This is a genomic window from Cupriavidus sp. DB3 (genome assembly GCF_020418465.1).
GTDB classification, from domain to species: Bacteria; Pseudomonadota; Gammaproteobacteria; order Burkholderiales; family Burkholderiaceae; genus Cupriavidus; species Cupriavidus cauae.
Genome location: NZ_JAIZPL010000003.1, coordinates 716,915 through 728,959 on the forward strand (window position 1 = coordinate 716,915; position 12,045 = coordinate 728,959).

Genomic DNA, 12,045 nt, shown 5'->3' on the forward strand with positions numbered 1-12,045 from the left:
GGCGCGCGCCGGCGCGCCCGCCTGCACACGCCGGGCAATTCTTCGGATGTTCTCCGCACGGTTGCGTGGACACCCTTCGGGCTGGCCCTGACTGGACCGGACGCCCCGGCTTGCTTACCCTGTTACGCTGAACTCGCGGGAGTCGACCATGTCGTCAAACTATTACGCCGTGGCCAGGACCATGGCATTGGCCGCCGTGCTGGCGGCGGGTCCCATGCTGGCCACGCCGGTCCATGCGCAGGCCACCGCTTCCAATTACAGCCTGCCCGACTTCACCGACCTGGTGGAGCGCGTCAGCCCGGCCGTGGTCAATATCCGCACCACCGAGCGCGTGCGTTCGCGCGGCATGACGCCCGAGGACGAGGAGATGGCCGAGTTCTTCCGGCGCTTCTTCGGCATCCCGATGCCGGGCGCGCCGACGCCGCCGGGGACGCCGCGCCGCGGCCAGCCGCCGCAGGGCGAGGAGCAGAGCCGCGGCGTCGGCTCGGGCTTCATCATCAGCCAGGACGGCTACGTGATGACCAACGCCCACGTGGTCGCCGACGCCGAGACCATCTACGTCACGCTGCCCGACAAGCGCGAGTTCAAGGCCAGGCTGATCGGCACCGACCGGCGCACCGACGTCGCGCTGCTGAAGGTCGATGCCAATGGCCTGCCGCGCCTGCAGATGGGCGATTCGAACAAGATCCGCGTCGGCGAATGGGTGCTGGCGATCGGCTCGCCGTTCGGCCTGGACAACAGCGTGACCGCCGGCATCGTTTCGGCCAAGGGGCGCGACACCGGCGACTACCTGCCGTTCATCCAGACCGACGTCGCGGTCAACCCCGGCAACTCGGGCGGACCGCTGATCAATCTGCGCGGCGAGGTGATCGGCATCAATTCGCAGATCTACAGCCGCAGCGGCGGCTACATGGGCATCTCGTTCGCGATTCCGATCGACGAGGCCCTGCGCGTCAGCGAGCAGCTGAAGTCGACCGGCAAGGTCACGCGCGGCCGTATCGCGGTGGCGATCGGCGACGTCACCAAGGAAGTCGCCGATTCGCTGGGCCTGGGCCGGGCGCGCGGTGCACTGGTCGGCAGCGTCGAGCCGGGCGGTCCGGCGGAGAAGGCCGGCATCGAGGCGGGCGACATCATCCTGAAGTTCAACGGCCGCGATATCGAACGCGCCTCGGACCTGCCGCGCCTGGTCGGCGAGACCAAGCCGGGTACGCGCGTGCCCATGCAGCTGTGGCGCAAGGGCGGGACCCGCGAGGTCACCATCACGGTGGCGGAGCTGGAGCCGGATGCCAAGCCGCGCCCGCGCGCCGGCACCACGCCGGGCGATGACGGCGCGGCGGGCGCCAAGCCCAATGCGCTGGGACTGGTGGTCGGCGATCTGTCCGAGGCCAGGTTGCGCGAGCTGAAGATCAAGTCCGGCGTCGAGGTCCAGGCGGCCGAAGGCGTCGCGGCACGTGCCGGCATTCGTCCGGGCGACGTGATCCTGCGCCTGGGCGACACCGATGTGACCAGCGCCCGCCAGTTCAACGAACTGGTGCGCGGCCTGGACAAGAGCCGGATGGCGGCGGTCTTCGTGCGCCGCGGCGACGCCACCCAGGTGCTGACGCTGCGCCCGAACGGCGGCGCACGCTGAGGCAGGCCGAGTCGGGTTGAAGGGGGGCGAGTCGGACCGAGGCCGACTGGCGCGAAAAAAACGCCCCAGATATGCGCTGCGGCCGTCCCCGCGAAAGCGGGGCGCCGGCGCCTTTCCGGGCGGACTTCGCGGTCGGTCCAGGGCGCTTTTCTGCGCCCGGACGACCGCGATATCGATGCCGCCGTCGTTGCCACGGCATTTTCCCGCTTCGCTCTGCGATTGAGCACCGGGACCCCCTTGAAAATCCGGTAAAATCGCCGTCTGGCGCGAAAGCCGCCGACCCTGTGAAACGGTCGGACCCAAGCGCGCCACCAACCTGCGGCCGGGCCCAGGCGCGCCCGGCGGGCCGCCCGTCCCTCCGCCCATGACATGCTGTGCCGCGGCCGGATGCGCGTACGTCGCCATCGCCCGTTGCCAATGCGCTGCCGCGGCGCTCCCCTGACCAACCGATGGACCATATCCGTAACTTTTCGATCATTGCCCATATCGACCACGGGAAATCGACCCTGGCCGATCGCATCATCCAGCTGTGCGGAGGCCTTTCCGACCGCGAAATGGAGGCCCAGGTCCTGGATTCGATGGATATCGAAAAGGAGCGGGGCATCACGATCAAGGCCCAGACCGCTGCGCTGAGCTACAAGGCGCGCGACGGCAAGCTCTACAACCTGAACCTGATCGACACGCCGGGACACGTCGACTTCAGCTACGAAGTCAGCCGCTCGCTGTCCGCCTGCGAAGGCGCGCTGCTGGTGGTCGACGCCTCGCAGGGCGTCGAGGCCCAGACCGTGGCCAACTGCTATACCGCGATCGAGCTCGGCGTCGAGGTCGTCCCGGTGCTCAACAAGATCGATCTGCCGCAGGCCGATCCCGACAACGCGATCCAGGAAATCGAGGACGTGATCGGCATCGACGCGCATGACGCGACCCCGTGCTCGGCCAAGACCGGCCAGGGCGTCGAGGACGTGATCGAGGCGCTGATCGCCAAGGTGCCGCCGCCCAAGGGCGACCCCGACGCGCCGCTGCAGGCGCTGATCATCGATTCGTGGTTCGACAACTACGTCGGCGTGGTGATGCTGGTGCGCGTGGTCAACGGCACGCTGCGTCCCAAGGACAAGGTGCTGCTGATGGCCAACGGCTCGCAGCATCTGGTCGAGCAGGTCGGCATCTTCTCGCCCAAGTCGATTCCGCGCGAGGCGCTGTCGGCCGGGCAGGTGGGCTTCGTGATCGCCGGCATCAAGGAACTGAAGGCGGCCAAGGTCGGCGACACCATTACCACGGTGACGCGCAAGGCCGAGGCGCCGCTGCCGGGCTTCAAGGAAGTCAAGCCGCAGGTGTTCGCCGGCCTCTATCCGGTCGAGGCCAACCAGTACGAGGCGCTGCGCGAATCGCTGGAGAAGCTGCGCCTGAACGATGCCTCGCTGCAGTTCGAGCCCGAGGTCTCGCAGGCGCTTGGCTTCGGCTTCCGCTGCGGTTTCCTCGGCCTGCTGCATATGGAGATCGTGCAGGAGCGGCTCGAGCGCGAGTTCGACATGGACCTGATCACCACCGCGCCGACGGTGGTCTACCAGGTGCAGATGCGCGACGGCACCATGGCGCAGGTGGAGAACCCGGCCAAGATGCCCGACCCCAGCAAGATCGACGCGATCCTGGAACCGATCGTCACGGTCAACCTGTACATGCCGCAGGATTACGTCGGCTCGGTGATCACGCTGTGCACGCAGAAGCGGGGCACGCAGGTCAACATGAGCTACCACGGCAAGCAGGTGCAGCTGACCTACGAGATTCCGATGGCCGAGATCGTGCTCGATTTCTTCGACCGGCTCAAATCGGTATCGCGCGGCTATGCGTCGATGGATTACGAGTTCAAGGAGTACCGCGTTTCCGATGTGGTCAAGGTCGATATCCTGATCAACGGCGACAAGGTCGATGCGCTCTCGATCATCGTGCACCGTTCCAATTCGCAATACCGGGGCCGCGAAGTTGCCGCGAAGATGCGCGAGATCATTCCGCGCCAGATGTACGACGTCGCCATCCAGGCGGCGATCGGCTCGAACATCATCGCGCGGGAAAACGTCAAGGCGCTGCGCAAGAACGTGCTGGCCAAATGCTATGGCGGCGATATCTCGCGCAAGAAGAAACTGCTGGAAAAGCAGAAGGCCGGCAAGAAGCGCATGAAGCAGGTCGGCACGGTGGAAATTCCGCAGGAAGCGTTCCTGGCCATCCTGCAGGTGGAAGAGAAATGACGCGCCGGACGGCAAGCGTGGCGAATCGGCGCAGCGCCGGTCCAGCCCACACGCCCTCCGGTTCGTACCAATAAGATTTCGCCAACGATCTAGCCGTCATGAATTTTGCACTGATCCTTTTTGTGCTGGTGGTCATCACCGGTATTGCCTGGGTAGCCGACAAGCTGGTGTTTCAGAAGCAGCGCCGCGTTTCGGCGCAGGCCGCGCTGGCCGAGTTCGATGCGCGCCGCGCCGCGATGCCGGGGCACGGCTCCGGCACCGACTTCGAATCCTCGCGCAGCCGGCTGGCCGAGGAAAAGCTGCGCCAGCCCTGGTGGCTCGAATATTCGGCCAGCTTCTTCCCGGTGATCCTGGCCGTGTTCGTGCTTCGCTCGTTCGTGGTCGAGCCGTTCAAGATCCCGTCCGGCTCGATGATCCCGACGCTGCTGATCGGTGACTTCATCCTGGTCAACAAGTACGAATACGGGCTGCGCCTGCCGGTGATCAACAAGAAGATCGTCTCGCTGGGCGAGCCGCAGCGCGGCGACGTGATGGTGTTCCGCTATCCGAAGGATCCGTCGCTCGATTACATCAAGCGCGTGATCGGCGTGCCCGGCGATGTGGTGACCTATGAAAACAAGCGGCTGACCGTCAACGGCAAGCCGGCGCAATACGACGCGCTGCCCGATTATCTGGACGAGGAGCGGCTGTCGTATTCCAAGCATTACAAGGAAACCCTGCCGGGCGGCGCGCCCCATGGCATCCTGAACGACGCCGACCGGCCGGCCTTCGTGGCCGGTGCCGACCCGGATTTTCCCTTCCGCGAAAACTGCACTTACAATCAGCAGGGCGTGACCTGCAAGGTGCCCTCGGGTCACTATTTCGTCATGGGGGATAACCGGGACAACAGCCTGGATTCGCGCTATTGGGGCTTCGTGCCGGACGAGAATATCGTCGGCAAGGCATTCCTGATCTGGATGAATCTCGGCAACCTGGGCCGGGTGGGGTCGTTCCAATAAACGGCGGCCGCCGGCCGGAGCGCGCCATTCGATTACCTCTTCGGGAACGCAGTACTGACATGAACCTCGACGCCTTGCAGCAACGACTCGGCTACCGTTTCAGCAAGCCCGAATTGCTGCAGCAGGCGCTGACGCACCGCAGCCATAGCGCGCACCACAACGAGCGGCTGGAATTCCTCGGCGACTCGGTGCTGAACTGCGCCGTCGCGGACATGCTGTACGGCATGTTCGGCAAGCTCGACGAGGGCGACCTGTCGCGGGTGCGGGCCAATCTGGTCAAGCAGCAGGCGCTGTACGAGATCGCGCAGATGCTGCAGCTGTCCGAGTCGCTGCGGCTGGGCGAGGGCGAGCTGAAAAGCGGCGGTTTCCGCCGCCCCTCGATCCTCGCGGACGCCCTCGAAGCCATCGTCGGCGCGGTCTTTCTCGACGCCGGTTTCGAGGCCGCCCGCAGCCTGATCCGCAAGCTCTATATCCCGATCCTCGAGCAGGTCGATCCCCGCACGCTCGGCAAGGACGCCAAGACGCTGCTGCAGGAATACCTGCAGGGCCACAAGATCGCGCTGCCCCAGTACAACGTGATCGCTACCCACGGCGCCGCCCATAACCAGCAGTTTGAAGTCGAATGCATCGTGCCTAAACTGGAGGTGCAGGTATTCGGCACCGGGGCCTCGCGCCGCGCCGCCGAACAGGCCGCCGCCAAGCTGGCGCTGGAAGAGGTGCAGCGGCTGGTGCCCCAGCTGCTCAAGCGCAGCCGCGCCGAACGCACCGGCAAGACCCGCAAGCAGCCCGTTCCCCCGGATCCGCAGTTGTCTCTCAGGTTGAAGGAATGACCGAATCGAATCGCCCGCAGCCGGAGTCCACGGACTCCGCGGCGGCAAACCCGCCCGCGGCATTCCGCTGCGGCACCGTGGCCATCGTCGGACGGCCCAACGTCGGCAAGTCGACCCTGGTCAATGCGCTGGTCGGCCAGAAGATCAGCATCACCTCCCGCAAGGCCCAGACCACGCGCCATCGGCTGGTCGGCATCCAGACCACCGACGATACGCAGTACGTGTTCGTCGATACGCCGGGCTTCCAGACCCGGCATGCCAGCGCCCTGAACCGTTCGCTCAATCGCGCCGTGACCTCGACGCTGTCGTCGGTCGACCTGGTGCTGTTCGTGGTCGAGGCCGGCCAGTACGGGCCCGACGACGAGAAGGTGCTGACGCTGCTGCCGCGCAATACGCCGGTGCTGCTGGTGGTCAACAAGATCGACCGTCTGCCCGGCGACCGGCGTTCGGAGATCATGTTCCCCTTCCTCGAGAAGATGGGACACCAGTTTCCGTTCCGCGAGGTGGTGCCGATGTCGGCCAAGACGCGCGACCATATCGAACGCCTGCTCGGCATCATCCGGCCCTATCTGCCGGAAGGCGAGCCGATGTACGACACCGACGCGCTGACCGACCGCAGCGAGCGCTTCCTCGCCTCGGAGATCATCCGCGAGAAGGTGTTCCGCTGGACCGGCGACGAGCTGCCGTACACCAGCACCGTCGTGATCGACAAGTTCGAGACCGAAGGCCGGCTGCGGCGCGTGTTCGCCACCATCCTGGTCGAGCGCGATGCGCACAAGGCGATGGTGATCGGCAGCAAGGGCGCCAAGCTCAAGCAGATCTCCACCGAGGCGCGCCTGGACATGGAGAAGCTGTTCGACGGCAAGGTCTACCTGGAGCTGTGGATCAAGGTCAAGAGCGGCTGGGCCGACAACGAAGCCGGATTGCGTGCCTACGGATATGAGTGACCGCCCGGCGGTCCCGGCGCCTGCGCGGCGCGGGACCGCCTCCGCGCGCCGCGCGGACCCGGTGGCAGAGGAAGCCGCCGAAGTGCTCGACAGCGTCGGCGCCGAGCTGGCCGGCGCGCGCGCGATGATGGATCGCGCGATGCGGATCGTACCGGCGCGCACCGAGCTGCGCGTGGTCAATCAGCCGGGCTTCGTGCTGCATGCCTGGCCGTATCGCGAAACCAGCCTGATCGTCGATGTCTTCACGCGCGACCATGGCCGCATGGCGCTGGTCGCCAAGGGCGCCAAGCGCCCGCATTCTGCGCTGCGCGCGGTGCTGCAGCATTTCCTGCCGATCTCGCTGTCGTGGAGCGGGCGCGGCGAGGTCAAGACACTGACCAAGGCGGAGTGGATCGGCGGCATGCCGCCGCTGGCCGGCGAGGCCCTGCTGTCCGGCTTCTATCTGAACGAATTGCTGCTGCGCTTCTGCCCGCGCGAGGACGCGCACGAAGCGCTGTTCCGCCATTACATGGCGACGCTGACGCGGCTGGGGCAGGGCGAGCCGGCCGGACTGGTGCTGCGCGGGTTCGAGCGCGTGCTGCTGCAGGAGACCGGCTTCGCGGTGGCCTTCGACCGCTGTACCTCGACCGGCGAGGCGGTGCAGCCGGGGCTCGACTACGTCTACCAGCCGGAGCGCGGCGTGCGGCGCGCGCATGCCAGCGATCCATCGTCGTGGCCGGTGGTATCGGGGCAGACGCTGCTCGACATGTCCCGCGACGACTACAGCCGGCCGCAGACCGTCACGCAGGGCCGCGCGCTGATGCGCTTTCTTCTGCATTATCATCTGCAAGGCGTGCCACTGAAGACGCGCCAGATCCTGATCGACCTGCAAGCCCTGTGATCTCCCTATGATTTTCCACGCTCATCCCGGCGTCATTGCGCTCGGCGTCAACATCGATCACGTTGCGACGCTGCGCAACGCGCGCGGCACCGTCTATCCGGATCCGATCCAGGCCGCGCTGCAGGCCGAGGAGGCCGGCGCGGACCTGATCACGCTGCATCTGCGCGAGGACCGCCGCCATATCCGCGATGCCGACGTGCGCGCGCTGCGGCCGCAGCTGGCCACGCGGATGAACCTCGAATGCGCGCTGACCCCGGAGATGCTGGACATCGCCTGCGAGATCCGTCCGCAGGACGTCTGCCTGGTGCCCGAGCGCCGCGAGGAAGTGACCACCGAAGGCGGGCTCGACGTGGCGGGGCGATTCGAGCAGGTCAAGGCGGCGTGCCGCCAGCTGGCCGACGCCGGCATCCGCGTGTCGCTGTTCATCGATGCGCAGGCCGAGCAGATCGAGGCCGCCGCCGCCAGCGGCGCGCCCGTGATCGAGCTGCATACCGGCCGCTATGCCGATGCCGAGACGCCCGAGGCGCAGGCGCTGGAATTCCGCCGCATCGCCGACGGCGTCGAGACCGGCCTGAAGCATGGCCTGGTGGTCAACGCCGGCCACGGCCTGCACTACACCAATGTGCAGCCGATCGCCGCGCTGCCGGGCATCGCCGAACTCAATATCGGCCACGCCATCGTCGCCCACGCGGTGTTCGCCGGCTGGCAGAACGCGGTGCGCGAGATGAAGGCGATCATGGTCGCCGCCCGGCTCGGCACGCGCTATCCCGCGCCGAAGGCTCCGGCGTGATCTACGGCGTCGGCACCGACATCATCCAGATCGAGCGCGTGCGCGGCGTGATGGCCCGCACCGGCGGCCGCTTCGCCGAGAAGGTGTTGGGCCCGCAGGAGCTTGCCGTCTATCATCGGCGCCGCGCGCGCGTCGAAAAGCGCGGCCTGGCCTTCCTGGCGACGCGTTTCGCCGCCAAGGAGGCCTTCTCCAAGGCGATCGGCCTGGGCATGCATTGGCCGATGACCTGGCGCGCGATGGAGCTGCTGAACCTGCCGTCCGGCGAGCCCTATGCGCACTGCCACGGCGAGCTGGCGCAATGGCTGGACGAACGCGGCCTGACGGTGCGCGTCAGCGTCAGCGACGAACACGACTATGCGGTCGCCTTCGCGATCGCGGAACGGACGGGGCCGGCCGACACCTCGGGCGTGTCCCTACCCAGATAACTCCCTCTCTTTCACCGATGACCAAGAAGAACGCAGGCAAGCGACCGGGCCCGGTCGTGCTGGATGTCAAGGGCAAGCAGCTGGACGCCGACGATGCGCGCCGCATCTCGCATCCGCTGACCGGCGGCGTGATCCTGTTCGCGCGCAACTTCGAGTCGCGCGCGCAACTGGTGTCGCTGACGCGCGAGATTCGCGCGCTGCGCGACGACGTGCTGATCTGCATCGACCATGAAGGCGGGCGGGTGCAGCGCTGCAAGACGGACGGCTTCACCCATCTGCCGGCGATGGCAAAGCTGGGCGAGCTGTGGGATCGCGACGTGCTGGCCGCGACCCGGGCGGCAGTGGCGTGCGGCTATGTGCTGGCGGCCGAGCTGCGCGCCTGCGATATCGACCTGTCCTTCACGCCGGTGCTCGATCTCGATTACGGGCGCAGCGGCGTGATCGGCGATCGCGCCTTCCACGCGGATCCGCGCGTGGTGGCGATGCTGGCCAACCATCTGACCCATGGCCTGCTGCTGGCCGGCATGGCCAACTGTGGCAAGCATTTCCCGGGGCACGGCCACGTCGAGGCGGATTCGCATGTCGCGGTGCCGGTCGACGAGCGCACGCTGGACGAAATCCTGGAACAGGACGTGCGGCCCTATCAGTGGATGGGCATGACGCTGGCCTCGGTGATGCCGGCCCACGTGATCTACCCCAAGGTCGATCCCAATCCCGCCGGCTTCTCGCGCTATTGGCTGCAGGACATCCTGCGCGGCCAGCTCGGCTTCGAGGGCGTGATTTTCAGCGACGACCTCAGCATGGAAGGCGCCAGCGTCGCCGGCACCGTCACGCAGGGCGCGCGTGCCGCGCTGGATGCCGGTTGCGACATGGTGCTGATCTGCAATCATCCCGAGCGCGCCGACCAGCTGCTGGCCGAGCTCGACGTGTCGATCGACAAGGCCTCGCAACGGCGCGTGCGCCGGCTGTTCGCGCGCGGCAAGGCGATGGACTGGAACAAGCTCGAGCAGGACGCGGGCTATCGCAGCGCGCTGCGGCAGCTGCGCGACGAGGCGCTGATCGGCTGAGGCCGCAGCGCTCGCGGCAATCATCGCGCCGCAACGAAAAAGGGCAGCCGGTCGGGCTGCCCTTTTTTCGTCTCGGCACGGACCGCGAGGGTCCGTCTGCCTCGCCTTAGTTGGCGCGGCTGCGGTATTCGCCGGTACGGGTGTCGATTTCGATCTTGTCGCCGATATTGCAGAACAGCGGCACCTGCAGTTCGAAGCCGGTATTGATCTTGGCGTTCTTCAGCACCTTGCCCGACGAGGTATCGCCCTTGACGGCGGGCTCGGTGTAGACGATCTCGCGCACCAGCGTGGTCGGCATTTCGACCGAGATGGCCTTGTCGTTGTAGAACACCACTTCGACGTTCATGCCGTCTTCGAGGTAGTGCAGGGCGTCGCCCATGTTGTCGCTTTCGACTTCGTACTGGTTGTAGTCGGCGTCCATGAACACGTACATCGGGTCGGCGAAGTACGAGTAGGTGCATTCCTTGCGATCCAGCACGACCACTTCGAACTTGTCGTCGGCCTTGAACACGGCCTCGCCCGGTGCGTCGGTCAGCAGGTTCTTGTACTTCATCTTGACGACCGCGGCGTTGCGGCCCGACTTGTTGTACTCGGCCTTCTGCACGACCATCGGATCGGCACCGATCATGAACACGTTACCGACGCGGAGTTCCTGTGCGGTTTTCATCTGAACTAATCTTCCTGAATTAAAAATGTCTGGGAGTTCGGCGTGGCGAGGGCGCGCCGGGGCGGCGCGTTCGCGATCCGTGCTCAGTTCCGCGCGGGGCCCGCAGGCTCGGACGCCGTCAGGCGCCGTGCGGGCAACCCAGGATTTCCAGCCCGGTCGCCATCAAATCAACCCGCTATTTTACCCGACTTTCGCAAAACGCTACGAGGTTCGCTGCGAGATCGCCCAGCGCGGCCAGGCTGTGCTGCCAGCGCTGCGCCGTGCGCGCCAGGCCGGGCAGCGCGTCGCGCAGGCCGTCCCACGCGGCCGCGATGTCCTCGGGCGGCGCGGCGCCGTTCCACACATGCCAGAAGCGCGTCATCGCCTCGGCGTGGGCCGGCTCGCCGATCTGCTGCCGATACAGCGCCAGGAAGGCGTCCAGCTTGACGCGATGGGCGTCGTCGGCCTGCGGATAGATGTGCCAGACGAAGGGGCGCGCGGCCCATTGGGCGCGCACGAACGAGTCCTCGCCGCGAACGAAGTTGACATCGCAGGCCCACAGCAATTCGTCGAACTGCTCCTGGGGCAGGAAGGGCACCTGCTGCAGATGCAGCCGGCCCAAGGTGCAGGCCGCCCCGGGCGACGCTGCCGCCGCGGCGTCCGTGCCCGCCCAGGCGAACGCCTGCTGCGCCGCTGGGCCGGACGGCATCAGGCACTGCACCGGCTCGTCGCCGTCGCGCCAGTGGGCCAGCAGCGCCGGCAGCGCCGGGTTTGGGTAAGCGAACAGGCTGACCCGGCGCGCGCCGTCGATCGGCGTGACGCCGAGCCGATGCCACAGCCGCGCCTGTGCTGCCGGCGAGTCCGTAAAGCTGCGCCGCTGCATGGCGAGCAGCGATTCGCGCAGCACGCCGCCGGTGCCCGGCTCGAAGCCGGGGAAAAAGAAGTACTTGACCAGCGGCAGGCGCGGATGCGGCGACGCCATGCCGTGATGCTCGCGCACCCAGGGCTCGGCGCTCAGGTATTCGAGATTGACCCACACCGGCTTGCGCTGGGCCTGGGCCATGCGGGCGACGAAGGCCGGCGGCAGCTCGCAGGCGAAGGCCTCGATCACCGCGTCGTGCGGCGCGATGTCGCCCATCGACTCGCCCGCCGACTTGCCTGCCGACTTGCCTGCCGACTTGCCTGCCGACTTGCCTGCCAACTCGCCAGCCGACTCGCCGACGGTCTCTCCGGCCGTTTGGCCTCCGGACTCGCCCACCGGCCCGCCCAGCCCCTCGTCGCTGCCCGCGACCCAGCGGCGGACCTCGACGCCGGCCAGGCGCTGGCGGTCGGCAGCGGGATCGATGGCCGGCGCCAGGCGCGCAAAGCTGGCCAGATCGTCGACCCACAACCGCACGGCGTGGCCATGCTCCTGCGCGAGTTGGCGGGCCAGCCGCCAGCAGACACCGATGTCGCCGAAGTTGTCGATCACGGTGCAGAAGATGTCCCAGGAGCGGATGGTCATAGGGAAGTCGGCCGTTTCCGGCGCGGGCCAGGCCCGGTGAGGCGAAGACGGGGCCGCCGGTTTGGCAGGAGGCGGGCGGAATTGC

The 12,045-nt window shown here is 67.1% G+C and carries 11 protein-coding genes; 9 read left to right on the forward strand and 2 right to left on the reverse strand.

What is annotated here, in order from left to right; genetic code table 11:
- Window positions 1-148: 148 nt before the first annotated feature.
- The 9 genes from K7G19_RS12790 (at window position 149) to nagZ (ending at window position 9,810) form a co-directional block, all read left to right on the forward strand.
- The gene (locus K7G19_RS12790; protein ID WP_149317037.1) at window positions 149-1,630 is read left to right on the forward strand and encodes a DegQ family serine endoprotease; all 1,482 of its coding nucleotides are present in this window, start codon (window positions 149-151) and stop codon (window positions 1,628-1,630) included.
- 449 nt (window positions 1,631-2,079) lie between these two features.
- Window positions 2,080-3,873, forward strand: coding sequence for a translation elongation factor 4 (lepA, locus tag K7G19_RS12795; RefSeq protein WP_150082691.1), 1,794 nt, complete (start codon window positions 2,080-2,082; stop codon window positions 3,871-3,873).
- Between the two features lie 98 nt (window positions 3,874-3,971).
- Window positions 3,972-4,871 carry a signal peptidase I gene (gene lepB / locus K7G19_RS12800; protein ID WP_149317039.1) on the forward strand — a complete coding sequence of 300 codons (900 nt, stop codon included), beginning with the start codon at window positions 3,972-3,974 and terminating at the stop codon, window positions 4,869-4,871.
- Between the two features lie 59 nt (window positions 4,872-4,930).
- Window positions 4,931-5,701 carry a ribonuclease III gene (gene rnc / locus K7G19_RS12805; protein ID WP_149317040.1) on the forward strand — a complete coding sequence of 257 codons (771 nt, stop codon included), beginning with the start codon at window positions 4,931-4,933 and terminating at the stop codon, window positions 5,699-5,701.
- Window positions 5,698-6,648 carry a GTPase Era gene (gene era, locus K7G19_RS12810; RefSeq protein ID WP_150082689.1) on the forward strand — a complete coding sequence of 317 codons (951 nt, stop codon included), beginning with the start codon at window positions 5,698-5,700 and terminating at the stop codon, window positions 6,646-6,648. The genes rnc and era overlap by 4 nt, the downstream gene beginning before the upstream one ends.
- A complete protein-coding gene (gene recO / locus K7G19_RS12815) occupies window positions 6,641-7,528 on the forward strand; it encodes a DNA repair protein RecO (RefSeq protein ID WP_149317042.1) in 888 nt (295 codons plus the stop codon). The genes era and recO overlap by 8 nt, the downstream gene beginning before the upstream one ends.
- A 7-nt stretch (window positions 7,529-7,535) precedes the next feature.
- On the forward strand, window positions 7,536-8,318 hold the full coding sequence (pdxJ, locus tag K7G19_RS12820; RefSeq protein ID WP_226107551.1) for a pyridoxine 5'-phosphate synthase: 783 nt from the start codon (window positions 7,536-7,538) through the stop codon (window positions 8,316-8,318).
- Window positions 8,315-8,743 carry a holo-ACP synthase gene (gene acpS, locus K7G19_RS12825; protein ID WP_149317044.1) on the forward strand — a complete coding sequence of 143 codons (429 nt, stop codon included), beginning with the start codon at window positions 8,315-8,317 and terminating at the stop codon, window positions 8,741-8,743. The genes pdxJ and acpS overlap by 4 nt, the downstream gene beginning before the upstream one ends.
- A gap of 17 nt (window positions 8,744-8,760) precedes the next feature.
- Complete coding sequence (gene nagZ / locus K7G19_RS12830; protein ID WP_149317045.1) at window positions 8,761-9,810, forward strand: beta-N-acetylhexosaminidase; 1,050 nt, start codon at window positions 8,761-8,763, stop codon at window positions 9,808-9,810.
- A 106-nt stretch (window positions 9,811-9,916) separates the two neighbouring features.
- Here nagZ and efp read toward each other — a convergent pair whose 3' ends face one another.
- Together efp and earP are read right to left on the reverse strand one after the other, a co-directional pair.
- Entirely contained in the window at window positions 9,917-10,477 is a 561-nt protein-coding gene (gene efp, locus K7G19_RS12835) for an elongation factor P (RefSeq protein WP_006578548.1), read from the reverse strand.
- Window positions 10,478-10,652: 175 nt separating this feature from the next.
- The gene (gene earP / locus K7G19_RS12840; protein WP_226107553.1) at window positions 10,653-11,960 is read right to left on the reverse strand and encodes an elongation factor P maturation arginine rhamnosyltransferase EarP; all 1,308 of its coding nucleotides are present in this window, start codon (window positions 11,958-11,960) and stop codon (window positions 10,653-10,655) included.
- Window positions 11,961-12,045: the final 85 nt, after the last annotated feature.